The organism is Leisingera sp. S132, assembly GCF_025144465.1.
Lineage (GTDB): Bacteria > Pseudomonadota > Alphaproteobacteria > Rhodobacterales > Rhodobacteraceae > Leisingera.
The window spans coordinates 2,072,796-2,097,276 of the sequence record NZ_CP083553.1 but is presented as its reverse complement, the minus strand read 5'-3'; the positions used below and the strand labels follow the sequence as shown (position 1 = coordinate 2,097,276).

Genomic DNA, 24,481 nt, shown 5'->3' with positions numbered 1-24,481 from the left:
CGTTTTCCGGCGCGGAAAACAGGCACCCCGCTGCAGATGGCACGCCAAAAAAATCCTCGCAGGATTTTTGGCCGTTTCCCGCGCCGGGAAACGGTCAGAGCAGCGCTTCGATTGCCTCGGTCGGGCGGCCGATCACCGCCTTGCCGTCCCTGATCGCAATCGGGCGTTCGATCAGGATCGGATGCGCCGCCATTGCCGCCAGCAGATCGTCCTCGGCGCTGTCTTTGCTCAGGCCCAGCTCCTTGAAGATCTTCTCGCCAGTCCGCATCATCTCTACCGCGGAGATACCAAGCGCCGCCTGAACCGCCTTCAGCTCTTCGACTGAGGGCGCATTCTCCAGGTAAACGCGCGTCTGAACCTCTGCGCCGCGCTCCTCGATCAACGCAAGGCCCGCGCGGGATTTTGAGCATTTCGGGTAATGCCAATAGGTGATCACAGCCAGTCCTTCCGTTTTGTTCCAACCGCTTGCGCGACATTCTCAAACCCGTCGCGGGCGAGCAATTCATCCAGCCCGCGCGCAGTATCGCCGGCCAGCGACAATCCGCCGTAGACCATCGCGGTATAAAACTGCACGGCACTGGCGCCGGCACAGATCTTGGCATAGGCCTGCTCTGCCGTGCCGATGCCGCCGACGCCGACCAGCGGCACTTGGCCCTCCAGCAGTTCCGACAGCTGCGCCAGAACCCGGGTGGATTTTTCGAACAGCGGCGCGCCGGACAGACCGCCGGCCTCATCCTTATGGGCGCTCTGCAGCCCGTCGCGTGACAGGGTGGTGTTGGTGGCAATCACCGCGTCGATGCCACTTTCCAGCGCAACAGCGGCAATGTCCTCGATCCCTGAGCGGTCCAGATCCGGGGCGATTTTCAGGAACACCGGCACCCGGCGGCTGAGGCCCTCGCGGGTCTCGATGACGCCTGCCAGCAGCGCCGACAGCGCCGCCTTGCCCTGCAGGTCACGAAGTTTCTCGGTGTTGGGGGAGGACACGTTGACGGTGGCAAAATCCAGATGCGCGCCGCAATGGGCCAGCACCTTGGCGAAATCCGCGGCGCGGTCCTCGCTGTCCTTGTTGGCGCCGAGGTTCAAGCCGATCACCGCGTCCCGGGGCCGCTGTGCCAAACGCGCGCCGATTGCCTCCATGCCCTCATTGTTGAAGCCGAAGCGGTTGATTGCTGCCTTGTCCTCCGTCAGGCGGAACAGGCGCGGTTTGGGATTGCCGGGCTGCGGGCGGGGCGTTGCCGCACCCACCTCGATAAAGCCGAAACCGGATTTTGACAGCGGCGCCAGGGCTTCGGCGTTCTTGTCGAATCCCGCGGCCAGCCCCACCGGGTTCGGCAGGTCGATCCCTGCCAGCGTGGTCTTGAGCCGGGCAGAGGTCACCGGGCCGGGCGCCGGCGTCAGCCCCATGGTCAGGGCCTTGATGGACAGACCGTGTGCGGCTTCGGGATCCACCTTGTGCAGGGCGGCCAGAGCCAGTTTCTCAGGAAACTTCATGCCATCTCCTCCGGGAACTGATGAATGCCATCTGCCAGCGGCAGCGGCTTGGCCCAGATCACGTCCGACATGCGGATATTGCGGTAGAGATGCGGAAACTCGGCACCGCCGCGGGACACTTCCCATTTCAAATCGCCGCCCATTGCCTCCGCATCGCAGGCCAGCAGCGTCAGCCCCGCGGTGCCGGCAAAATGCTTGGCTGCGGTTTCCGCCGCCTGGGTTGCAGTGGAGAAATGGACATAGCCGTCCGCCACATCAATCGGCGCGCCCTGGGTCTCGCCCGCCGCTTGCAGTGCGGCCCATTCGTCCGCCCGGAAAATCTTGTAAATCAGCATAGGCGCCTGATGCCCTGCGATTACGGATGAATCAAGGGGGATTGGGCGGCTGGCGGCCGGCCAGCTGACGCAAGGGGAGGCAACGGGACGGCTTTTCCCCTTTGACGGGCGCGGTGTTTGGGCGCAGGCTTCCCGAAAACAGAACAACGGGAGCGCTCCTTATGATTGCACGCATTCTCACAACGGTTGCAGCCCTGGCGCTGACCGCCGGCAGCGCGGCGGCGGAGTACAAGCTGACCATCCTGCACACGAACGATTTCCATTCGCGGTTTGAGCCGATCAACAAATACGACAGCACCTGCGACGCAGAGGATCAGGCCGAGGGCAAATGCTTTGGTGGCACCGCGCGGCTGGTGACGGCCATCGCTGACGCGCGGGCGCGGGCGGAGAACGCGATCCTGGTGGATGGCGGCGATCAGTTCCAGGGGTCGCTGTTCTATACCTACTACAAGGGCAAGGCCGCGGCGGAGTTCATGACCAAGCTGGGTTATGACGGAATGACAGTCGGCAATCATGAATTCGACGACGGGCCGGAGGTGCTTCGCGGGTTCATGGATGCGGTGGGCTTTCCGGTCTTGATGTCGAATGCGGATGTTTCTGCTGAACCAGCGCTGGCGGATGTGCTGAAGAAATCCACGGTGATTGAGCGGGGCGGCGAGATGATCGGACTGATCGGGCTGACGCCGGAGGACACGCATGAACTGGCAAGCCCTGGCAAGAACGTGCAGTTCTCCGATCCCGTGGCGGCGGTGCAGGCAGAGGTGGACCGGCTGACGGCGGAAGGTGTGAACAAGATCGTGGTGCTGAGCCACTCCGGCTATGGCGTTGACCAGCGGGTCGCGGCGGAGACCACCGGAGTGGATGTGATCGTCGGCGGGCACAGCAACACTTACTTGTCCAATACCTCAGACAAGGCCGCGGGGCCGTATCCGACCGTGGTGAACGGGGTGCAGATCGTGCAGGCCTACGCCTATGGCAAGTTCCTGGGTGAGCTGAACGTGACCTTTGACGACGCAGGCCATGTGATCAGCGCGACTGGCGAGCCGCTGATCATGGATGCGGCCGTCAGTGAGGATGCGGCCACGCTGGACCGGATCGCGGAACTGGCCCAGCCGCTGGATGAGATCCGCAACAAGGTTGTGGCAGAGGCCGCGGATGCCATCGAAGGCAGCCGGGATGTGTGCCGGGTGCAGGAATGCCCGATGGGCAACCTTGTGGCTGATGCGATGCTGGACCGGGTGAAGGATCAGGGCGTGACCATTGCCATCGCAAATTCCGGTGGTATCCGCGCCAGCCTGGATGCGGGGGAGGTCACCATGGGCGAGGTGCTGACCATCCTGCCGTTCCAGAATACGCTGTCTACTTTCCAGATCGACGGCAAGACTTTGGTCGCGGCGCTGGAGAACGGCGTCAGCCAGGTGGAGGACGTCAAGGGGCGCTTTCCGCAGGTGGCGGGGCTGAAATTCAGCTGGGACAGCTCCGCCGCGCCGAACGCGGGCCGCGTCACCGAGGTGCTGGTGGCTGAGGGCGACGGTTTTGTGCCGGTTGATCCGGCCAAGACCTATGTGGTGGTCACCAATGACTATGTCCGCAACGGCGGCGACGGCTATGCGATGTTCGAAGGCGACGACAAGAACGCCTATGACTTTGGCCCCGACCTGGCGGATGTGCTGGCGGAGTACCTGGCCGCCCAGGGCCCCTATACGCCCTATACCGACGGGCGGATTTCGCAGGTGAAATAGGCCGTGGCATATAGGTCCGGACCGGACCGAATGTTTCGCGCGCGAAACATTCGGGCAGGAGGGCTGCCGCATTATCTTTAGGCATTCTTAACCTTCGCCACCGGTTTGTTAACGGGGCGGCGGGGGCTTTCCCGCGGCCGGCGTGCATGGCAGAATGCGGCCATGGACCACCCGCTGATCGACCTCATCAATGCCCGGATCGAAGCCGCCGAAAAGGACGGCGCCTTTGATAATCTGCAGGGCGCAGGCAAGCCGTTGCCGCAATGCGACGACCCGGAGAATGCGCTGGTCAACCGGCTGGTGCGCGAGAGCGGCGGAGTGCCGGAGTTCGTGAGCCTGTCGCGCGAGCTTCAGCGCCTGCGGGAAGAATTGCGCGAGGCCGGCGACCGCAGCCGCCGGCAGGAGATCCTGAAAGAGATGTCGATGATGGACGCGCGGATCGAAATCGCGCGCAAGGCCTACACCAAGTAAGCCCCGTTACTGTTTGATTTCCGGCCAGATTTCCGGGTCCAAGCCGTCGGTGAACGGCGCCAGCACGTCCGCGTATTTCTCCCATTTGCCAATCGAGCGCGTGTGCGCCGTCTGGCGGACCTGGGTATTCGACAGCGTCAGGACCTGGCCTTTGTGGCGTTCCGGGTGGGCCATATCCTCGACCCACTCCAGCCCGCAGAAGTCCGCGAGCTTGCGGCTTTCGCCTTCGATATCGGCCACAAAGTCTTCGTAGCGCAGGTCATAGATCCGCCCCGGCATCACCTGCCGCCAGTGCTGCATCAGCCGGCCATAGAGGTTGAAGCGGTGCGCCATCGCCCTCAGGTCGTAGGCATAGGTGAGCGAGCTGCCGGAGAAATAACCGCGCCAGATCGACAGCGCCACATCGCGCGGGTCGCGGCAAAGATGAACAAACCGTGCATCCGGGTAGGCGGTCGCAAGGTGGCCCAGCAGGCGGTAGTTGTCCGGCATCTTGTCGACATAGGCCGCAGTACTCTCAGGCATTCCGGGCAGGCGGCTGATGTCCTCCGCCACGAAGGTGCGGGCGGCCTCGGGGGGGAAGTCCTGATCCTTCTCCAGATAGGGATGCAGCAGGAAGGCCGGCACGCCGCGCTCGCCCAAGGGGAACACATCCGGATGCAGGCCGATCACGGTTTCGGTGAGGGTGGTGCCGGAGCGCGGCATCCCCACAACATAGATCGGCCGCGGGCCGTCTGCAGCGGTTTCTGCCGGAGTGATCTGGCCTGGGAAGGCCGCCATGATGCGGCTGAACTGACGCTCGCTCTCTTCGTAGCCGTAGGGGGTCTGCGCCGCCATACAGGCGTTGGCTTCGTCGTTGTGGGCGGCAAAAGCCTCCTTGTTGCCCGCCTGGTCGGCGATCCGGGCGAGTGCAAAGCTGACGTTGGCGCGGTCGAGCGAGCGCGGCGCGGCGGCTTTCAGCGCCTTTTGCGCCACCGGCAGCAGTTCTGCGTTCTGGTCGCGGCTGCTGATGCGGGCCAGCATTTCCAGCACCTGTGTGTCCTTGGGATCCAGCTCCATCAGCGCCAGGCACTGCTCGCGGGCGGCATCGCTTTCGCCGTTGGAGATCAGCTGGCTGGCCAGGCGGCGGCGGGCCTCGACGTTCTGGGGGGCCACGGCCACGGCCTTCCGGGCAGCCTCGGTGGCCTCGTCCTGGCGCATCAGGCGGGCCAGAAGCAGGCTGGCGTTCTGAAGTGCGTCGGCGTCATTGGGGTTTACCTTGAGCGCGGCCTGATAGTCCGCCAGCGTCGCCTTTTCGTCGCCGAGCGTGTTCCAGGCGGTGGCACGCAGCCGCAGCATCCGCGGCTGGCGCGGATCACGGGCCAGCGCGGCGGTGGCGGCCTCAATCGCGGCCTCTGCGTCGTTCATCACCAGATGCGCCTGCGCCTGCAGGTACAGCGCGGCCTGATCGCCGGGCTGGTCCTTCAGCACCCGCTCCAGCAGTTTCATTGCGGGTTCGCCCTGCTGCATGAACAAAAGCGTCTGCGCCAGGTTCTTGCGGGCGTCGTGAAAGCCGGGGGCGAGCGCCAGCGCCTTCTTGAAGTAGGGAACGGCGTCGCGGTGCTTGCCCAGCCCGGACAGGGAGATGCCCGCGATATTGGGGAAATCGGGGTGGCTCTTGTGCCGCTTCATGCCGCCCTTGGACTGTTTCAGCGCCTGTTTGAACTTGCCCTGGTTGAGAAAGCCCAAGGCGGACTGGAGATCGTTCTGAAGAGTCATGAGGCCTATCTATCATCCTGTCAGGGCAGCTGAAAAGCGGTGAGCCAGGGAGGTTTTGCAAATGCGGCCCGGCCCGGGTTAGAAATCAGCATGTGCGGACGATTTGCCATAACCCTGCCCACGGATGCAATGGCGCAGCTGTTTGCGGCGCAGCCGGCAAATGATTTGCCCACGGTGCCCAATTACAACGTCTGCCCCACCAACGCGGTGCATGTGGTGCAGGCGGGAGAAGCCGGGCGGCAGCTGGTATCGATGCGCTGGGGGTTCCTGCCGCAGTGGTACAAGACGGAAACCGCCGGGCCGCTGCTGATCAACGCGCGGGCAGAGACGATTGCGGAAAAGCCCGCCTTTGCCGCCGCGGCCCGGGAGCGGCGCTGCCTGATCCCGGCGGCGGGGTTTTATGAATGGACCAAATCGGAAGAGGGCGCGCGGCTGCCCTGGTACATTTACCGCAGTGATGGGGCGCCGATCGCCTTTGCCGCCGTTTGGCAAAGCTGGGGGGCTGACGATCCGGTCAAGACCTGTGCGATTGTCACCACCGCCGCCAATCAGGGGCTGTCGGCCATCCACCACCGGATGCCGCTGATCCTGGAGGCAGGCGGCTGGGGCAAGTGGCTGGGGGAGGAGGGCCGTGGCGCTGCCCGGCTGATGCAGCCGGGGGCAGAGGGCGTGCTGGACTTCCACCGGGTGGATCCGGCGGTAAACTCCAACCGCGCCGAGGGGCCGGAGCTGATCGAGCCGTTCGGGGAGGAGGATATCCCGCGCGGGCAGCTGATCTGAGCGTTACTCAGCGGCGTGGCGGGCGGGCAGATCGCGCTGCGGCGCGCGGCTGAGGTCATTGCCTGCAAGGGTCGCCTTTTGCAGCAGCGCCACGAAAGTTTCCTGCTCGGCTTCCGTTAGGCCGGTCAGAATGCCGGGCTGGGACGCCCGCACGATGGGCAGGATGTGCTCCAGCAGGGCCACGCCGTCGCGGGTCAGGCTGACCTCGCGGGCGCGGCGGTCGGCCTTGGACACGCATCGCTGCACCAGTCCCTTGTCCACCAGCCGGTCCACCACTTTGCCCAGGGTGGCGCGGTCATAGGCGATGAGCCCCGCAACCGAGGCCTGGTCGATGCCGGGATACCGGTGGATCGCGGCCATGGCGGAAAACTGCACCGGCGTAAGGTCCACGCCCTCTGCCGCCATATGGTCCATGAACTGGGCCACGGATATCTGGTGCAGCCGCCGGATCAGGTGGCCGGGCAGGGAGTGGATGTCCAACGGGTCGGTCGTCATGGCCTTCTGGTCCTTGGCGGTCTGGTTTCCGGCATATTGCACGGGAGTGGTCTGTTCGCAGGACGTGCCATAGCGCCCTGTGCGCAATGCGCGCAAGACTTATCGCCGCGGCGGCGGAAATTGCGGCTTTTCCTTGCGCATGGGGCGCGGTAGGCATGGGCCATGGCGCTGAAATTCACCTCATTGCAAGAGTTCTACGCGCACGGGTTCGACACCGTGATCGACGTGCGCAGCCCGGCGGAATATGCCGAGGATCATGTGCCGGGGGCGATCAGCCTGCCGGTGCTGAACAATGAGGAGCGCGCCGAGGTCGGCACGATTTACGTGCAGGACAGCCCCTTCAAGGCGCGCAAGCTGGGGGCGGCCTTGGTGTTCCGCAATGCCGCCAATCATATCGAACAGAGCCTGAGCCACCACGAGGGCGGCTGGAAGCCGCTGATCTACTGCTGGCGCGGCGGCCAGCGGTCGGGGTCCTTTACCTGGATGCTGCAGCAGATCGGCTGGCGCGCCCAGGTGGTGGAGGGCGGTTATCAGACCTACCGCCGCCTGGTGAACGCGGCGCTTTACCAGACCGCGCTGCCGCACCGGCTGGTGGCGCTGGACGGCTATACCGGGTCTGCCAAGACAGAGGTGCTGAAGCGCGCCGGAGAACTGGGTGTGCAGGTGCTGGACCTGGAAGGGCTGGCCAATCACCGTGGTTCATTGCTGGGGGATATGCCGACGCCGCAGCCCTCGCAGAAAGGGTTTGAGTCCGCCTTGGCCGGTGCGCTGATGACGCTGGACCCGGCCCGTCCGGTGCTGGTGGAGGCAGAATCGAGCAGGATCGGCCAGCGGATCATTCCGCCTGCGGTCTGGGACGCGATGAAGCAGGCCCCGCGTATCGAACTGCAGGTACCGGTGGCGGCGCGCTGCCGCTACTTGGTGGATGCCTATGACGATATCCTGTCGGATGCGGACACGCTGCGGGACAAGCTGGGCCCCTTGCGCGCGCACAGGTCCGGCGCGGTGGTGGACGGCTGGTTTGCCAGCATCGAGGCAGGCGACAAGGCTGCTTTGACCGAAGCGCTGATGGTGGAGCATTACGATCCCGCTTACCGCAAGTCCCGGACCGCTATCGGGGCGGAGGTGGCTGCCACGGTGGAGGCTGAGGCTCTGGATGAAGCAGGCCTTAATGCCGCCGCAGCGCAGGTGGCGGAGGTCATGTCTGCTCTCTGACAGAGGTTCTCCCGCCCGTCGCCGGAGCCTCTGCGCGGCCCCGCTCCCGTTGGGCGTGGCGCCGCGCTGGCGCGCGGCGGGTCAGGCGCTGAGGGTGATCTTACCGGAAATTTCCGTGATCCTGCCGATGAGGGCGGCCGGGTAGCCGGCTGCGGTGAGCTGCGCCAGCAGTTCATCAGCCTGACCGGGAGACACCGCTGCCAGCAGGCCGCCTGCAGTTTGCGGGTCGAACAGCAGGTCTTGCCAGCCGGTGGTTCTCAGCTCCGGCAGGGCGGCCTGGTTGGCGGGGAACAGCGAGGAACGGATGCCGCGGTCTGCAAGTTCCGCCGCGCCCTGTATCAGGGGGATCTTGCCGGCGGACAGCTCAGCCCCGGTGCGGGACGCTTCGCAGATGCCCAGCAGATGGCCCAGGAGGCCGAAGCCGGTCACATCGGTCATTGCATGGGCGTCCTGCAGGATGCGGGCTGCGGCGCCCTGCGGCTGGCTCATCTGCTCCAGCGCGGCGGCCACCCAGTCTCCCTTGGCTTCGCCCGCCATCTCCGCGGCCAGCAAAACGCCGGAGCCGATGGGTTTGGTCAGGATCAGCGCGTCGCCGGGTTCGGCGCCTGCGAGGGTGATGGCGGGGCGGGGGCAAAGGCCGGTGACGGTCAAGCCGATGGTCAGCTCATCGCCCAGCGAGGTATGGCCGCCGATGATGGCGGCGCCGGCCGCCTGCATGACCTCTGAGGCGGTGCCCATGATCTCTTGCAGGGTGCGGGCCTGCAGGGCGGGCGACATGCGCGGCAGAATCAGGTTGGCGGTGGCGGCCTGCGGGTCTGCCCCCATCGCCCAGATGTCGCCAAGCGCATGGACGGCGGCGATGCGGGTCATCAAGACCGGGTCGTTGGTGAAGCTGCGCAGGTGGTCGGTGCTGATCACCTGATTGACGTTGCCGGTGGTCAGCAGGGCTGCGTCATCGCCGGGCAGCGGGGTAATGTCGTCGCGGTCTGTCTGGCGTAGGCTTGAGAGTGTGCCCAGCAGGGCATTGCGCCCCACCTTGGCGCCGCAGCCGCCGCACATGGGCTTGTCCCCCAGTGCCTGCTCCATGCCAAGCGTGTGTTCGGCGGGCAGGTCCGGCGGGTCCATGGCGGGAAGATCGCGGAACTTCTCCATAAAGGCCTGATCGATGCGGTCTTTCCAGGTCCACATCAGCGGGCCGGACAGGGTGCTGCCGAAACGTTCGCCCAAGGCTTCCTTCGACCCCATAGAGATCAGTTTCAGGTAATCCTTCTGCGGCTTGTACCTGCGCAGCGGGTCGCCGGTCATCAGGGCGCGCAGGTTGTGGTAGAGCACCGGCGCCTGACGCACCGCATAGACGCCGGCCTTGGGGCGCGGGGCAAACTCCATATGGGCGCAGTCGCCGGCGGCAAAGACGTTTTCGGCGCTGCTTTGCAAAGTGCCGCTGACGCGGATGAAACCGTCGTTCAGCTCCAGTCCGCTGTCCGCGAGCCAGCCGTAGGGGCGGGCGCCGGCGGCGCCGGTGGTGAAATCCGAGAGGATCTCGCGGCCGTCCTGCAGCGTGATGTAGGTGTCGTGGATGCGTTCGATGCGGGCGTTTTCTTCCAGCCGCACACCCTGTTCAACGAGGGCGCGGCGCAGGGTCTGGCGGGCCTTTTCGCCAATCGCGCGCAAGGCGCTGCTGCTGTCGATCAGCGTGGCCTGGGCAAGGCGCCCGCGGGATCGGAGAGCATAGGCCATGGCCAGGATCAGCTCCGCCCCGGCAACGCCGCCGCCGATCACCGCGACATGGGCCGGGCCGCTGGCCTCGCGGAAGGCAGCCCAATGGGCGGCAAAGCGGCCGAGCGGCTTGGCCGGGATGCCGTGCTCCGCGAAGCCCGGAAGGTCCGGCATGGCGGAGGTGATGCCAATGTCGATGGAAGCCACGTCATAGGCAATTGGCGGGCGGCCCGGCACATGCACCAGTTGGGCCGCCGTGTCGATATGCTCTGCCGCGCCTAGCACCACGCGGGCGCCGGAAAAGCGAGCCAGGCGGACCAGGTCGATGTCCAGTTCGTCCCGCTGGTAATGGCCTGCAACAAAACCGGGCAGCATGCCGGAATAGGGCGCCGAGGGGCCGGGATTGATGACCGTCAGCCGGGCGCCGGGCAGGGGCTTCATCCCCCATGTACGCAGAACCAGCGCGTGGGTGTGGCCGCCGCCGACGAGCACCAGATCACGGGTCAGCGGCAGGCGGGAGGTGTCGATCACGGGTCAGGCCTTCCTGAGTGCTGTGCGGTCAGTCTTCGGCGGGCGGGGTTTGGGACGCGCTGCGGCGTTCCTCGTCCTCGGGCGTGTCGTGGGTGGCCCAGTGATCGTCGCCGCCGGCCTCTGGCATGGTGTCGCGGGTTTCCTGCCGGTGGATATGCACCTTGGCAATGAAATTTGCCGTGATCGGTGCGGTCAGGAACAGGAACAGCGTGATCATCAGCTCATGGTAGGAGAGGTATTTCTCAAACGCGGCGGCGTGCAGCATGGAGGCCAGAAGCACACCACCGACGCCAAGGGTCGTGGCCTTGGTCGGCGCGTGCAGGCGCGACATCTGATCGTTCAGCTTGATCAGCCCGTAGGAGCCGACAATGCCGAAGATGCCGGCGGTCACCAGAAAGGCGGCGACGAGGAATTCAAACAGGGTTTCCATCTTTCTGCCCCTTACTCGATGATGTTGCCGCGCAGGATGAAGCGCGCGTAGGCCACGGTGGAGACAAAGCCGAGCATGGCGATGATCATCGCGGCCTCAAAGAAGATCTCGGTTCCCAGCGCCATGCCGTAAAGCACCATCAGGGCGATGGCGTTGATGAACATGGTGTCGAGCGCCAGGATCCGGTCGGCCACGTCGGGGGCTGTGACGACCTTCCAGAGGTTCATCAGCATGGCAAGCGCGAAGCAGGCGAAGGCGAAGGTGGCGGCGCTCTCGATCATTCGAAAATCTCCATCAGCCGGCGCTCGTAGCGCTGTTTGATTTCGTCCCGCACCGCGTCCGGGTTGGGGGCGTCGAGGCAGTGCACCAGCAGGGCGTGGCCCTCGTCCGAGACATCCGCCGAGAGGGTGCCGGGGGTCATGGTGATGGTTCCTGCCAGCGCGGTGATCGCCTCGGGTGTTTTCAGGTCCAGCGGGATGGTGATCCAGTTGGGGCGGCGGTCGGCGTTGGGTTTGAACAGAACGATGCGGGCCACGATGATGTTGGCCTGCACGATGTCCAAGAGCACCACCAGAATGTATTCCGCGATCTTGAGCGGGCGCCGCAGGTTGGGGCGGTTGGGCCAGAAAGGCTGGGTCACGAAGGGGATCACTACCCCCAGCATGAAACCGAAGACCAAGGAGTTCAGCGACCAGCGGTTCACCATCAGAAGCCAGGTGAGGGTCAGCAGCAGGGTGAGAAACGGGTGCGGGAACAGCCGCCAGATCAGTTTCATTCCGCGGTCCTCCCCAGAACGGTGTCGATATAGGCCGACGGCGCATAGAGCTGCGCGGCCGTGGCCTCAGCATAGCGGGTGGCGGGGCCTGCAAAGACGGTGAGCGCCACCAGGCCGCCAAGCAGGCCGAAGCAGGCCACGAAGGGCAGCTGAGCAGGCCGGGCGGGCAATGTGTCAACGGGCGGCTCTGCGCTGGTGCCGGTGTCTTCGGGCGGCAGGCCATGGCCTTTCCAGAACAGGAGCGAGCCTGCGCGGGCCATACCGATGATTGTCACAAGCGAGCCCAGCAGGATCACGCCCCAGATCCAGGGTGCCAGCGCTGCGCCGCGGGTGGCGTCCAGCACCAGAAGCTTGCCCAGGAAGCCCGAGAGCGGCGGCATCCCTGCCAGCGCGATGGCAGCAGCAAAGAACAGCGCCGAGATCAGCCCGGTCTGCGGCATCGGCAGCTGCGGCAGGATCCAGGGGCCCTGACGTTCCATCACCAGGTCGGCGACCAGGAACAGCAGCGCTGCTGCCAGGGTGGAGTGCACCAGGTAGTAAAGTGCTGCCGCTGCGGCGGTCTGGGTGAACAGCGAAATGGCGATCAGGAGTGTGCCCATAGAGGCGATGGCGCCAAAGGCAGCCAGACGGCCCAGCTTCTTGGAGCCGAGGACGCCGATGGCACCGGCGCCAAGGGTCAGAAGGGCGGCGGGCAGCAGCCAGCTTTCTGTCAGGCCTGCGGTGGCCTCAACTTCAGGCCCGAAGACCAGCGTGTAGATGCGCAGGATCGAATAGGCGCCGACCTTGGTCATGATGGCAAAGAGCGCTGCCACCGGCATCGGTGCGTTGGCATAGGCCGAAGGCAGCCAGAAGTGCAGCGGCAGGAGCGATGCCTTGATGGCAAACACCAGAAGCAGCATTACCGCGCCGACCCGCAGGAGGGCGGTGTCCTCTGCCGGGATCTGGGCAACCTTCACCGCGAGGTCGGCCATGTTGAGGGTTCCGGTAACTGAGTAGAGCGTGCCGAGCGCAAACAGGAACAGGGTGGAGCCCAAGAGGTTGAACACCACATACTGAACCCCGGCCTGGAACCGGCGGGTTCCGCCGGAATGGATCATCAGCCCGTAGGAGGCGATCAGCAGCACTTCGAAGAAGACGAACAGGTTAAAGGCGTCGCCGGTCAAGAAGGCGCCCATGATGCCCATCAGCTGGAACTGGAACAGCGCGTGGAAGTTGGATCCTCGGGTGTCCCAGCCGGAGCCGATGGCATAGAGCAGCACCGGCAGAGCCAGCAGCGACGTCAGAACGATCATCATTGCCGACAGCCGGTCCAGCACCAGAACGATGCCAAAGGGCGCGGGCCAGTCGCCCAGCTCATAGACCTTGACGGTGCCATCGGCGGCTTGTGCCGCAAGCGCCAGGGTGACGCCGGCCAGCAGCACCGCGCTGGCCAGTGAGAATATCCGCTGCAGGTCCAGATGGTGGCGCAGCACCATGATGATGAAAGGCGCGACAAGGGCGGGCAGCACCACCGGTGCGATCAGCAGATGCTCCATCATGCGTCCTCCTCGGCGCCGTCGGTCTCAACCGGCATGGCGGTGCCGTCATCGCGGGACGAGAGAAACGCCCCCAGCGCGATCATCACCACGACGGCGGTCATGCCGAAGGAGATCACGATTGCGGTCAGCACCAGCGCCTGCGGCAGCGGGTCGGTATAGGCGACCTCCTCATACTTGTTCAGGATCGGCGGCGCGCCGGTGACCAGCCTGCCGGTGGCAAACAGGAACACGTTGACCGCATAAGTCAGCAGCGACAGGCCCAGGATCACCGGGAAGCTGCGGCGGCGCAGGATCAGGTAGACACCTGCCGCCGTCAGGATGCCCACGGCAGAGGCAACGAGAAGTTCCATGGTTATCCCTCCGTCCCGGTCTTGGCCGCTGCGTCGCGGGCCGGGTTGATGTCCATTGCGTGCTCAGAGCTCATGCCCGGCTGCCAGGCGAAGCGCGACAGGCTTTCGAGCGCCAGCAGCACCGCACCGACCACGGCCAGGAAAACGCCGAGGTCAAACAGCGCGGCGGTGGCCCATTCGAACTCTTCCAGCGGCGGCCAGTGCAGGTAGCCGAAATCGCTGGTCAGGAACGGCTTGCCATTGAACCAGGCGCCCATGCCGGTGGCGGCGGCGATCAGCACGCCGGAGCCGATGATGGCGTGGTACGGGTAGCGCTGCCGCTCGGTCGCCCAGGCAAAGCCAGAGGCCATGTATTGCATGATGATGGCGATGGCCGCGACCAGGCCTGCGATGAAGCCGCCGCCTGGCAGGTTGTGGCCGCGGAAGAAGATATAGGCCGCCACCATCAGCGCCAGCGGCATCATCACCCGGGTTGCCACCACCATCATCAGCGGGTGGGCGTCGCCCGCCTGCGGCAGGTCGGGCTTGCGGTTCAGCAGATAGGCGCGGACCTTTGAGCCCAGCACCGCCTCGGTCAGGGCAAAGATCACCATGGCGGCGATGCCCAGCACGATGATTTCGCCAAAGGTGTCATAGCCGCGGAAGTCGACCAGGATCACGTTCACCACATTGGTGCCGCCGCCGCCCTTGTAGGAATTGGCGAGGTGGAAGTCCGAGATGGTCGGGAAGGCAAAGTCGCGCATCAGAAGCGCATAGATCAGCCCGCCCGCGCCAAGGCCGGCCACCACCGCAATCGCGCCGTCGCGCAGGCGGGTGAGGGCCGGGGTCTCGACCGGGGTTTCCTTGGGCATGAAGTTGAGGGCCAGCAGCATCAGGATGATGGTGACCACCTCAACCGAGATCTGGGTCAGCGCCAGGTCAGGCGCAGAGAGGTAGTTGAAGGACATCGAGACCACCAGGCCCACCACGCCAATCAGCACCAGCGACAGCAGGCGGTTGCGGTGCTTGGCGACGATGAAGAGGGTTGCCACCACCAGCGCGAACCAGCCGACAACCGGCAGCGCGCCCGGGTCCTGGATCTGGCGGGTTTCAACGCCCAGGGTGCCGCCGCGGTAGGCGAAATAGCTGATGGCCACGGTGAAGGTGACCATGATGGCTGCGTAGCGGGTGAGGACGCCGTTGTGCAGCCCTTCAGTCACCAACTGGCTGAGCCGGGTAAAGGCGCCGATCAGCGCCTCGAAAATGGTCTTGGCTTCAGGCCGGGGCAGAGCGTTCCAGGCCCGCTGCAGGGGCTTGTGCAGGGCAAGCAGGGTCAGGCCGCCGATGGTGGCTGCAACTGACATGTACAGCGCCGGGGTCAGCCCGTGCCAGAGCTTGAGCGAGTAATAGGGCAGCTCACCGCCGCCGATAACCGCGCCGGCGGCGGTGGCGACCATCGGGCCCGCGATTTTGGCCGAGGCGAGGCCGATCAGCACCACCAGCAGAACCAGGAAGGCCGGGCCGATCCACATGCCGGTGTTCGGGTCATGCGGGTGGGCGGGGTAATCCTCGCGCTTTGGGCCAAGAAAGACATGGGCGATGAAGCGGAAGGAATAGGCTGCCGAGAACAGCGCCGCCACTGTGGCCAGGGCGGGCACAAGCAGATGCGAGCCGTTCCAGATGGTGTGGGAGGTTTCCTCCAGCATCATTTCTTTGGAGAGGAAGCCATTGAGGGGCGGGATGCCCGCCATCGACAGCGCCGCCACCGTGCCGATGGTAAAGGTGACGGGCATCAGGTGGCGCAAGCCGCCCAGGCGCTTGATGTCGCGGGTTCTGGCCTCATGGTCGACGATGCCCGCGGTCATGAACAGCGCCGCCTTGAAGGTGGCATGGTTGATGATGTGGAAGACCGCGGCCACTGCGGCGATCTTGGTGCCAAAGCCCAGCAGCATGGTGATCAGGCCCAGGTGGCTGACGGTGGAGAACGCCAGCAGCGCCTTGAGGTCGTCCTTGAACAGCGCAATCACCGCGCCCACCAGCATTGTCACAAGGCCGGTGGTGGCAACGATGTAGAACCACTCCGGCGTGCCAGCCAGTACCGGCCACAGGCGCGCCATCAGGAACAGCCCGGCCTTCACCATGGTGGCGGAGTGGAGATAGGCCGAAACCGGGGTCGGGGCGGCCATCGCGTGCGGCAGCCAGAAATGGAACGGGAACTGGGCCGATTTGGTGAAGGCCCCCAGCAGGATCAGGATCAGCGCGGGCAGGTAGAGGTCCGAGGACTGGATCGCTTCCTTGTTCTGAAGGATCACGCTGAGGTCATAGGAGCCTGCGATATGGCCCAGCATCAGCATGCCGGCAATCATCGCCAGCCCGCCGGAGCCGGTGACGGTCAGCGCCATACGGGCGCCCTGACGGCCCTCGGGCAGGTGCTTCCAGTAACCGATCAGCAGGAAGGAGCTGAGAGAGGTGAGCTCCCAGAACACCAGCAGCAGCAGGATGTTATCGGACAGAACGATGCCCACCATCGCGCCCTGGAACAGCAGAAGGTAGCTGTAGAACTGGCCCATCGGGTCTTCGCGCGACAGGTAGTATCGGGCGTAGAGGATGATCAGAAGGCCGATGCCGAGGATCATCGCGGCAAACAGGAAACCGAGCCCATCAAGGAAGAAATGCGCGTTGAGGCCGAGTGCCGGCAGCCAGTCCACCGCGGCATAGACCGTCTCGCCGCGGAACACGGCGGGGATGTGCAGCATCAGGCCGATGAAGGCGAGCAGCGTCGTCAGCCCGGCAGCGGAGGCCGCCGCATTACGTCCGGCGCGGATCAATAGCGCAGGGAAGACGGCTCCGATAAAGGGCAGGGCCGCAATCAGGAAAAGGGACACGTGCAAGTCTCCTGTCGGGTTGGCGCGTCGTTTTTTGGACCAGTGCTAAGCAATTTTGTTGCTCAGAACCACCCCTGCCGCCCCGATTGCGGCGGGAATGCCGCAGCCAAAGGCAGAGTGAATACGCTCGTTACGGGCATAATTGGGCAGCAGGCGCGCAATAACAAGAACTTGACCGGCGGATTCTGCCTGTTTCTGGTGATCAAAGGCTGGCGGCCTGCTAGACCGGAGGGGCAGGAGCAGCAGCGGAGGCAGGATGGCGGACATGAATCCCGGGAACCCGAAGCTCACCCGGCGGCTGATGCTGCTGGGCGGCACCGCGGCGGCGGCAGGTTTTGGTTTCTGGTGGCAACGCCGCCAGCCGCCGGATCACAGCCATCCGCGGCTGAGCGCGGCTGAGGCCTATGGCCAGGCGCAGGCGGGAGAGATCCTTCTGGTTGATATCCGCACTCCGCAGGAATGGCGGGCGTCCGGGGTGCCTGTGGGCAGCCATCAGATCGACATGCGGCGGGAGGATTTCATTGCCGCCCTGCAGGCGGTTGCGGGACCGGATCCTTCGGTTCCGGTGGCGCTGATCTGCGCCCGCGGCGTGCGCTCGGCGCGGATGACGCTGATGCTGGCCGGTGCGGGCTATACCCATGTGATTGATGTGCCGGAGGGCATGCTGGGGTCAGCTGCCGGCCCGGGGTGGATTGCAGGCAACCTGCCGGTGGCTAGATGGGAGGGATGATGAACGGGGCAATTCCGGGCCTTGCGGCGGCTTTGCTGGCGGCGGCGTGGGGCAGCGTTGCTGCCGCTGGCTGCGGGGAAGGGGTGGAGGCCTGCAGTGTGGAAGCGGGCCAGTACCACATCGTGCTGCCGGACAGGGAAGCCGGGGACGGTGCCGTGCCTGTGGTGATGTTCCTGCACGGTTATGGCGGCAGCGGCAGCAGCGTGCTGCGCAACCGGGACATGGTGGCGTGGCTGACCGGGCGCGGCTATGCGGTGATTGCACCCGAGGGGCGCAAGCGCGACGGCACCGGGCCGCAGAACTGGGGCTTTGGCCCCTTTGACGAAGGCCGTGACGAGGGGGCATTTTTTGCCGCGGTGCTGGCCGATGCCAATGCGCGTTTTGGCACGTCGCAGTCGCAGACCGTGCTGGCAGGGTTTTCGGCAGGTGCTTTCATGGTGCATTACCTGGCTTGCCGCACGCCTGCGGCCTTTGCCGCCTATGCGCCGGTGTCCGGGGCGTTCTGGCGGCCGCAGCCGGAGCGCTGCGAGGGGCCGGTGCGGCTGCTGCAGGTGCATGGCTGGCGCGACGAGGTGGTGCCGCTGGAGGGGCGGATCCTGGGCGGCGGACGGTTCGAGCAGGGCGATGCCTTTGCCGCGCTGGAAGTGTGGCGGAAGGCCAATGCTTGCGCCTCTCATGCGCCGGACCGGGCGTGGAGCGCCAATGGACTGATGCGCCGCCGATGGGACTGCGGTCCGGGGGCGGATATTGAGCTGGTGCTGTTTGACGGCGGCCATTCGGTGCCAAGGGGCTGGGCCGGGCTGATGGCGGAGTGGTTCGAGGATCAGCCTGCCGTGCGCTGAGGCAGAAGGAACGTCAGGCAGGGAAGGCGGGCTCCCGCCCCTTTGGCCCTGAAATCAGAGATTTGCAGGTCAAAGCGTTGGGCCGGGCAGCGCGCCCATTCGGGCGCGCTGCGGTTGCGTTTGCCGCCGGCCGCGCCGCGCGTCAGCGCGGCGCCTGGCCCAAGGCCGCCAAGGGTGGCCCGGCAGCAGCCGGGGCATCCTGCGGGCGCGGGAGTGCTCTGTTTGCGGCGGCTACTCTGCCGGGGTGCTGCGGGCGGTGGAGCCGTCCAGCAGGGCCTTGAGATCGGCGCGGGCAGCCCGGGCGGCGCGGGTGATCTGGGGTTCGGTGAACTCCTCCCGCGTGGCCATCCAGTGGCGGATGCGGTTCACCGTCTTGACGCCGGACAGCGCCGACAGCGGCACCGCCAGCACCAGCGACAGCGCAATCGGTGCCAGCCACAGCGAGACAGTTCCGGTCAGGATGCCGGCCCAGAGCGCAACGCCGCTGACGGTTTCCAGCGCGTGGCACGCCGCAAGGGTGCGCAGGGAGTAGCTGCCGCCGTCGCGTGCCTGCGGTGCCCAACCGCGTTGCAAGCCAAGGGCGGTGCGGAACACCGCGATCATCTGCTGCACCATCAGGATCGGCGCATAGAGGATGGCGAGCACCACCTCAGACACGAAGGACAGCGCGAAATGCACCGGGCCGCCGTATTCGGAAAAGCGGCTGCCGGTCAGCGGCAGGGCCATTGCCGCCAGCATCTTGGGCGCCAGCAGCATGGCGTAGATCAGGATGATCACCAGCACGTGCTTGGGTTCGGACATGTCCGGCCAGCTGGGGCGGAAGGGGTTGGCTTCGCTGAAGTAGCTGATCACCGAGGCCTCTTCGCTGCGGCCGATCACCGCCCAAAGGACCAGCAGGGCAAACCAGACCGGCGCCATCAGATAGCCGATCGCGCCGGCAAACAGGTGGAAGCGGGAGATCGCGCGGAAGCCTTTGGCATGCAGCAGGTTCAGGTGCTGCAGGTTGCCCTGGCACCAGCGGCGGTCGCGCAGGATGTGGTCGATCAGGGTGGCGGGGGTTTCCTCATAGGAGCCGCGGATGCGCGGCAGGAAACGCACTGACCATCCCGCGCGCCGCAACAGGCCTGCCTCGACGAAGTCATGGCTCATGATCAGCTTGCCGCCGCCGCCGAAGCGCGAGCGCAACAGCGGCAGGCCGGCGCAGGCGGCAAAGGCGCGGGTGCGGATGATGGCGTTGTGGCCCCAGTAGTTGCCCTCGTGGCCTGCCCAGCGGGCCAGGCCTTCGGCAAGTGCCAGGCCGTAGACGCCGTTGGCAAACTGCTGCATGCGGCCAAAGACCGACTGCGCGCCGATCAGCTGGGGGTAGCTCTGGATCAGGCCGGCGCCGGGGTCGCGGGCCAGCGCATCGGCCAGCCGGGCGATGGCGCGGCCGGTCATCAGGCTGTCGGCGTCCAGCACCAGCATCGCCTCATAGCCTGCGCCCCAGCGGCGCACCCAGTCGGAGATGTTGCCGACCTTGCGGCCCTCGTTGTCATCGCGGCGGCGGTAGTAAAGCTCTGTGCCTGCGGGAAGCATGGTGCGCAGCGCCTCGACGCTGGCGCGTTCCTGTGCAGCAATCGCGTCGTCGCGGGTGTCCGACAGGATGAACATCGCGTATTCGTGCAGGCCGCCGCGGCCGTGCAGTTCCTGCAGCATGGTCTGGGCGTTGCCCAGCACGTACCAGGGCACCTCGTTGTAGACCGGCATCAGGAGCGCCACCTTCATCGGGCGGGCAGCGCCGCGGGTGGCGGTGCGCTCGCGGCGCGACAAGCTGTAGAGGCCCAGCAGAACGGTGGAGACGGTGAAGGCGATCCAGAAGAAGTTGAACGCAATCAGCGCCAGCAGGATCACCTCCAGCACCGAGAAGCCGCCGTCGGTGAACCAGCCGCCCATGACCCAGGTCAGAACGCCGGTTGCGGCCATTGCGGGCGAAAACGCCAGCAGGCGCCACAGGGCCACCTGGCGCGGTGCCGCGCCGCCGGGGGCGGCGGCGTCACGAAAGTCCTTGCTGAAGTCCTGTTCCGGCATCGCCAGGGGCTGCTCCGGGGGCATCAGATCACACGCGGTCATGCGGTCCACCTGTAAAGCCAGACTTCGGAAGCGGGGTTGCCGTCTCTCCTGAGCTGGGCGCGAAATTCGATGTGATCCCGGTCTTCGGGATCGAAGTAGAAAGCGAGGCGCATGCCGCCCGTTTCCGGGTTGCGCTGCAGCACGCCGTCGCTGGCGGCCACATGGGGAGAGTGGATGTGAACGTCAAGGTCCTCCGGATCGCCATCGAGCAGCGGGTGCGAATCGAAGTCGATGGTGATGATCCGGCCCGGCCCGCCGAAAATACGGGCGCCCTCGGCGGTGGACAGCACACGCGGCAGCGGCAGGGACGGTTCGCTGCCCCAGGTGAGGCGGTAGTCGAGCCTGATCTCGCTTCCCTTTGCATAGGGCTCTCGCGGGCGCCAGTAGGCGACGATGTTGTCGTAAATTTCCTTGTCCGCCGGAATCTCCACCAGGGTAACGGCGCCTTTGCCCCAGTCCTGCTTGGGTTCGACCCAGAGGCAGGGGCGTTTGTGGTAGAAGGCCTCCAGGTCGTTGAAGTCCGACAGTTTGCGGGCGCGTTGCATGAGGCCAAAGCCACGCGGGTTTTCGTCAACGAAGGACGACACCTGCAGGCGCTTCGGGTTGGAGAGCGGCCGCCACAGGGTCTCGCCATGGCCATTAACCACCAGCAGGCCGTCGGTGTCGTGCACCGCCGGGCGGAAATCGTCGAAGGCGTGGCGGTTCTTGGCGTCGAACAGAAACATCGAGGTGAGCGGCGCGAGGCCGGCGTGAGACAGCTCTTCGCGGGCAAACAGCGTTGCCTCCACATCCATCACGGCGCTGCTGCCAGGAGTGATGGTAAAGCGGTAGGCACCGGTCACGGAGGGGGAGTCCATCAGCGCATGGACGACCATATGGCGCTGGCCGGGCGCGGGGGCCTCCAGCCAGAATTCGATGAACTCGGGGAATTCCTCGCCCTCGGGGTCGGCGGTCTTGAGCGCCAGGCCGCGGGCCGACTGCCCGTAGGCGTTGCCAGTGCCGATGGCGCGGAAGTAGCTGGCGCCCTGGAACACGCAGAATTCGGTTTTCTTGCCGGGTTCGGACTGCTCGGTGCGCAGGCGCAGGCCGGAGTAGCCCAGGTTGCCTTCGGTGGTCAGATCCGGAGCCTTGTCGGATTTGTCGAACAGCGACAGATCGAAGGGCACCCGGGCGGACAGCCCGTTTGCCACTGTGTTGATCTGGATGGCCCGCGGGAAATAGAGGCCGGGCAGGAAGAAATCGACGTTGTAGCTGCGGTCTGTCCCGGCCCAAAGCGCATCCTTGGTGCGGAACCAGCGGGCCTTGTAATCATCATAGGACTGATTCAGCCAGTCCTTCGGCACGGTGGGGCGTTCGGCATAATCCGCGGCGGCCAAGGCGCGGGCCTTGGCAACTACGATGTCGCGGGTGAACGGCACGGCTTCACTGGCCGTGCCGGGCAGTGCTGCCAGGGCGGTGCTGCCCAATGCAGCAGCCAGGAATGTGCGGCGGGAAATAAAGCTCATCGCTTGGCTCTCCAAGGTTGCGACTTGAACCAAGCTGCGGTGTAAGCGCAGACAATGATTAGGAAAAAGCCAACCAGGTTGGCGAATGCCGTGGTCATAACCGCGCGGTCGGTCTGGTCAAGCGCAAAGCCGATGAAACGGGCCAGAGCCATCGAAAAAACAAACACTGCAAGCGATTGCTGGCCGACCTTGGTGATCAGTTTCAGCAAAACCGCCCAGATGCGCGCAGCCAACGAATGGCCGGTGGCAATGAGCCGTTTGCCGCCGGTGCCCGCGGCGACCCAGCCGAGATAGGCGAGTGACAGGAAATGGGCATAGCGCAGCAGGCCGAAGTCTGTTTTCTCGCGCCACTCAGCGGTGATTTCCCAGGTGGGACGGATCAGGCTGGCCAGATCCTTGTTCGCCGCTTCCACCCACAGGAAGACTTTCCAGGAGCCGAAGGGGGCGGACAGGATCACAAATGCGGCGGCCAGAATGACCAGCGCCTTGGAGACCGGCGGTGCGGGAAGCCAGCCTTTCATGAAGGCAAAGCCGGTGAAGAACAGCAGCTGCCAGCCGAGCGGGTTGAAGAACCACTCACGCTCCGACCAGGGTTCCGCCATGAAGGAGATGCCGTCCGGACCCAGGCCGATCATGTAGGGGTTGGCGGTGAGCCAGATCAGGATGCTGGCGGCGGCCACGGCCCACAGGCCTGCCTTCTCCAGCCCCATCATCAGCGGCATCAGCAGCAGAACCACTAGATACATCGGCAGGATGTCGAAATAGTTCGGCACGTAAGTGAGGGTGAACAGCCCGGTGAGCTGCTGCACCGTGTTGGTGAAGAACCAGTGCAGGTTCAAAGACCCGATGTAGCTCTTGTCGAAGCCGCCATAGAGATCAAGCATCGCCATCGAGGCGGCCAGGAAGAAAAACAGGCCGATGTGGGCCCAGTAGACCTGCCAGCAGCGGAAGACGACCCGGGCTGTGCCCAGCCACCAGCCTTGTTTGGCATAGGAACTGCCAAAGGCAATGGCCGAGGCCATGCCGGAGCAGAAGACGAAGATCTCTGTTGCGTCGGAAAAGCCGAACCGGGCCGGGATCCAGCTGGCCCAGCGGTTGCCCGGGACATGCGCCACCAGGATGATGAACATCGCGATGCCGCGGTAGAAGTCGAGCCGCGGGTCGCGGACGCGCGGCTGCGCCGCCTGTGGCGGCGGGGCTGCGCGGTTGGCGGCGCTGGGGTCTTTCTGAGGCCCGGGGAAGGGCGCAACACTGGACATGGGTTGTTTTGGTCCTTGAAGGTCTTATTCGGCGGGAACGCTTTTGGGGTCGGGGGAGTTCCGGCCTTGGGCGATCAGAGCGCGCCGGGCCAGGGCGTAATTGTCCTCGGAGCCGCCGCGCTTGACGCGGCGGTCATCAAGGATTGCTTCGGCTTCGTCAAGACGTCCTGCGCGCAGGCCTGCGTCGATAGTTATCCGTTCGAAAACATCGCGTTGCGCGTGGCTGCCGCCGGCCAGCTGCAAAGTGGCGCGGGCTGTGGATAAATTCGCGAATGCGGCCTTGTAATTACCGTCTCCGAAGGCTTCGAGCCCGTCCGCGGCCGCGCATCCGGGGGCGGCCATCCGCTCTTTCGCTTCGCTGCCGCCGGCGCTGGCATCGGCGTGAATCCGCTGAACCAGCTTGTGCGCGTCCTCCTTGCGGTGGCCGGTCAGGGCCAGGAGGTAGTGCAGATCGGCAAAAATCAGGCTGCCGTCCTCGGTCCGGCTGGCACAGAGATTCGCCAGCTCCTCCCAGCGGGGGCCGACATCAACGCCCTCAAGCTCCAGCCGCATCAGCAGCGAGGTCGCGTTGGAGATGTCGCGGTAGTCGTCGGTCTTGTCCTTGCGCACCTCTGTATCATAGAGCGCGATGGCCTCATCCATCTGGCCCAGGTCCAGATGCATCAGCGCCTTGTGCCACCAGACGTGGTAACGGAAGTTGTTGCAATGCGCCCAGGCCTCCTCGCGGCCATGCAGCCAGTCCAGCCCGGCAGCTGCGTTGCCGGTCATGTCGTGGACATGGGCGACCGCGTGCAGGCCCCAGGCATCGTCCGGCGCCATCCACAGCGCCTGGCGGCCGGAATTGGCGGCGCGCTCGTATTCGCCGGTTTCTTCCAGCGCAAAGGAATGACAGCCCAGCAGGTAGCCGCGGCCGGCGTGGTCCGGATCATAGCTTGGCAGCACCCGTTCGATGGAAGCACGCATGCCTGCGGGGTCGCCCATGATGAAACGGATGCCGTGGCTGAGTTTCATGGCCAGCGTGTCCTGCGGGAAGACGTCCAGCACTTCCTCCATCCGCTGGATGGCCAGGCTGGGACGGCCGGCAAGCCAGTTTTCCAGCGCATCAATATATTTCCGTTCCCGTGGCAGGGCGGCCTCATAGACAGCCTTGGCGTCCCGCAGTGCCTCGCGGGCGGTGGGCAGCAGCTCGCTGCGCCCCAGCATCAGCAGCGACAATCCCTTGATGGCATGCGCCAGGGCAAATTCCGGCGACGCCTTGAGCACTGCGCCCAGGTGATCTGCGGTGGCGGCGGCATGGGCCAGAACCCCCAGCTGCACGGCGTTCCAATCCTGCAGTGCGGCGGTGTCAGTCAGGCTGCTCTCCTGGCCGAAAATATCAAGCATCATGGGGTCCAATCTTTGTCAAATGAAACGCGGGTTCCTGTCCCGATGGAGAGTAGATCATCGCAACGGTCCGGGCGAACCCCGCTCGCGGTTTGGTGATGGGCTGTGTGCACTTGGCCTTGAAATTCGCCGGATGTGTAAGATTTTTAGGAAAAATTCCGCAAG

22 protein-coding genes are annotated in these 24,481 nt (G+C 65.3%); 6 read left to right on the top strand and 16 right to left on the bottom strand.

What is annotated here, in order from left to right; genetic code table 11:
- Window positions 1-94: 94 nt before the first annotated feature.
- The 3 genes from arsC to K3725_RS10310 are packed head-to-tail and all read right to left on the bottom strand — an operon-like array spanning window position 95 to window position 1,826.
- The gene (arsC, locus tag K3725_RS10320; RefSeq protein ID WP_260015258.1) at window positions 95-436 is read right to left on the bottom strand and encodes an arsenate reductase (glutaredoxin); all 342 of its coding nucleotides are present in this window, start codon (window positions 434-436) and stop codon (window positions 95-97) included.
- Window positions 433-1,491 (bottom strand): quinone-dependent dihydroorotate dehydrogenase, encoded by a 1,059-nt coding sequence (locus K3725_RS10315; RefSeq protein ID WP_260015257.1) that lies wholly within the window; start codon window positions 1,489-1,491, stop codon window positions 433-435. Before K3725_RS10315 ends, arsC begins: the two co-directional genes overlap by 4 nt.
- Window positions 1,488-1,826: a DUF952 domain-containing protein gene (locus K3725_RS10310; RefSeq protein WP_260015255.1), complete on the bottom strand. Its 339-nt coding sequence runs from the start codon at window positions 1,824-1,826 to the stop codon at window positions 1,488-1,490. Before K3725_RS10310 ends, K3725_RS10315 begins: the two co-directional genes overlap by 4 nt.
- A 161-nt stretch (window positions 1,827-1,987) precedes the next feature.
- On the opposite strand from K3725_RS10310, the gene K3725_RS10305 reads away from it, so the two are divergent.
- Both K3725_RS10305 and K3725_RS10300 read left to right on the top strand, forming a co-directional pair.
- Window positions 1,988-3,568 (top strand): bifunctional UDP-sugar hydrolase/5'-nucleotidase, encoded by a 1,581-nt coding sequence (locus K3725_RS10305; RefSeq protein WP_260015253.1) that lies wholly within the window; start codon window positions 1,988-1,990, stop codon window positions 3,566-3,568.
- 162 nt (window positions 3,569-3,730) lie between these two features.
- Window positions 3,731-4,039: a DUF1992 domain-containing protein gene (locus K3725_RS10300; protein ID WP_058287234.1), complete on the top strand. Its 309-nt coding sequence runs from the start codon at window positions 3,731-3,733 to the stop codon at window positions 4,037-4,039.
- A 6-nt stretch (window positions 4,040-4,045) separates the two neighbouring features.
- Here the strand turns inward: K3725_RS10300 and K3725_RS10295 are convergent, their stop codons facing one another.
- Window positions 4,046-5,794, bottom strand: coding sequence for a tetratricopeptide repeat-containing sulfotransferase family protein (locus K3725_RS10295; RefSeq protein ID WP_260015251.1), 1,749 nt, complete (start codon window positions 5,792-5,794; stop codon window positions 4,046-4,048).
- A 90-nt stretch (window positions 5,795-5,884) separates the two neighbouring features.
- Here K3725_RS10295 and K3725_RS10290 point away from each other — a divergent pair, with 90 nt between their 5' ends.
- Window positions 5,885-6,574 carry an SOS response-associated peptidase gene (locus K3725_RS10290; RefSeq protein WP_260015250.1) on the top strand — a complete coding sequence of 230 codons (690 nt, stop codon included), beginning with the start codon at window positions 5,885-5,887 and terminating at the stop codon, window positions 6,572-6,574.
- 3 nt (window positions 6,575-6,577) lie between these two features.
- Here K3725_RS10290 and K3725_RS10285 read toward each other — a convergent pair whose 3' ends face one another.
- A complete protein-coding gene (locus K3725_RS10285; protein WP_260015248.1) occupies window positions 6,578-7,069 on the bottom strand; it encodes a MarR family winged helix-turn-helix transcriptional regulator in 492 nt (163 codons plus the stop codon).
- A gap of 162 nt (window positions 7,070-7,231) precedes the next feature.
- On the opposite strand from K3725_RS10285, the gene mnmH reads away from it, so the two are divergent.
- Window positions 7,232-8,284, top strand: a complete 1,053-nt coding sequence (mnmH, locus tag K3725_RS10280) for a tRNA 2-selenouridine(34) synthase MnmH (protein WP_260015246.1) — start codon at window positions 7,232-7,234, stop codon at window positions 8,282-8,284.
- Between the two features lie 81 nt (window positions 8,285-8,365).
- Here the strand turns inward: mnmH and selD are convergent, their stop codons facing one another.
- Genes selD through K3725_RS10245 form a run of 7 tightly spaced genes read right to left on the bottom strand, consistent with a single transcriptional unit; the run spans window position 8,366 to window position 16,488 of the window.
- Complete coding sequence (selD, locus tag K3725_RS10275; protein ID WP_260018597.1) at window positions 8,366-10,528, bottom strand: selenide, water dikinase SelD; 2,163 nt, start codon at window positions 10,526-10,528, stop codon at window positions 8,366-8,368.
- 31 nt (window positions 10,529-10,559) lie between these two features.
- Window positions 10,560-10,961: a Na+/H+ antiporter subunit G gene (locus K3725_RS10270; protein ID WP_260015245.1), complete on the bottom strand. Its 402-nt coding sequence runs from the start codon at window positions 10,959-10,961 to the stop codon at window positions 10,560-10,562.
- Between the two features lie 11 nt (window positions 10,962-10,972).
- Window positions 10,973-11,242 carry a K+/H+ antiporter subunit F gene (locus K3725_RS10265; RefSeq protein WP_019295814.1) on the bottom strand — a complete coding sequence of 90 codons (270 nt, stop codon included), beginning with the start codon at window positions 11,240-11,242 and terminating at the stop codon, window positions 10,973-10,975.
- Complete coding sequence (locus tag K3725_RS10260) at window positions 11,239-11,736, bottom strand: Na+/H+ antiporter subunit E (protein ID WP_260015244.1); 498 nt, start codon at window positions 11,734-11,736, stop codon at window positions 11,239-11,241. Before K3725_RS10260 ends, K3725_RS10265 begins: the two co-directional genes overlap by 4 nt.
- Window positions 11,733-13,271, bottom strand: coding sequence for a monovalent cation/H+ antiporter subunit D (locus tag K3725_RS10255; RefSeq protein WP_260018596.1), 1,539 nt, complete (start codon window positions 13,269-13,271; stop codon window positions 11,733-11,735). The genes K3725_RS10260 and K3725_RS10255 overlap by 4 nt, the downstream gene beginning before the upstream one ends.
- Window positions 13,271-13,624: a Na+/H+ antiporter subunit C gene (locus K3725_RS10250; protein WP_260015242.1), complete on the bottom strand. Its 354-nt coding sequence runs from the start codon at window positions 13,622-13,624 to the stop codon at window positions 13,271-13,273. Before K3725_RS10250 ends, K3725_RS10255 begins: the two co-directional genes overlap by 1 nt.
- A 2-nt stretch (window positions 13,625-13,626) precedes the next feature.
- On the bottom strand, window positions 13,627-16,488 hold the full coding sequence (locus K3725_RS10245) for a monovalent cation/H+ antiporter subunit A (protein ID WP_260015240.1): 2,862 nt from the start codon (window positions 16,486-16,488) through the stop codon (window positions 13,627-13,629).
- 265 nt (window positions 16,489-16,753) lie between these two features.
- On the opposite strand from K3725_RS10245, the gene K3725_RS10240 reads away from it, so the two are divergent.
- Window positions 16,754-17,218 (top strand): rhodanese-like domain-containing protein, encoded by a 465-nt coding sequence (locus K3725_RS10240; RefSeq protein WP_260015239.1) that lies wholly within the window; start codon window positions 16,754-16,756, stop codon window positions 17,216-17,218.
- Window positions 17,218-18,060, top strand: a complete 843-nt coding sequence (locus K3725_RS10235; RefSeq protein WP_260015238.1) for a PHB depolymerase family esterase — start codon at window positions 17,218-17,220, stop codon at window positions 18,058-18,060. The genes K3725_RS10240 and K3725_RS10235 overlap by 1 nt, the downstream gene beginning before the upstream one ends.
- 231 nt (window positions 18,061-18,291) lie before the next feature.
- On the opposite strand, the gene mdoH is transcribed toward K3725_RS10235, so the two are convergent.
- Genes mdoH through K3725_RS10215 form a run of 4 tightly spaced genes read right to left on the bottom strand, consistent with a single transcriptional unit; the run spans window position 18,292 to window position 24,319 of the window.
- The gene (gene mdoH, locus K3725_RS10230) at window positions 18,292-20,169 is read right to left on the bottom strand and encodes a glucans biosynthesis glucosyltransferase MdoH (protein WP_260015237.1); all 1,878 of its coding nucleotides are present in this window, start codon (window positions 20,167-20,169) and stop codon (window positions 18,292-18,294) included.
- Entirely contained in the window at window positions 20,166-21,674 is a 1,509-nt protein-coding gene (locus K3725_RS10225) for a glucan biosynthesis protein (RefSeq protein WP_260015235.1), read from the bottom strand. The genes mdoH and K3725_RS10225 overlap by 4 nt, the downstream gene beginning before the upstream one ends.
- The gene (locus K3725_RS10220) at window positions 21,671-22,933 is read right to left on the bottom strand and encodes an OpgC family protein (protein WP_260015233.1); all 1,263 of its coding nucleotides are present in this window, start codon (window positions 22,931-22,933) and stop codon (window positions 21,671-21,673) included. The genes K3725_RS10225 and K3725_RS10220 overlap by 4 nt, the downstream gene beginning before the upstream one ends.
- A gap of 24 nt (window positions 22,934-22,957) precedes the next feature.
- A complete protein-coding gene (locus K3725_RS10215; RefSeq protein WP_260015232.1) occupies window positions 22,958-24,319 on the bottom strand; it encodes a tetratricopeptide repeat protein in 1,362 nt (453 codons plus the stop codon).
- Window positions 24,320-24,481 lie beyond the last annotated feature (162 nt).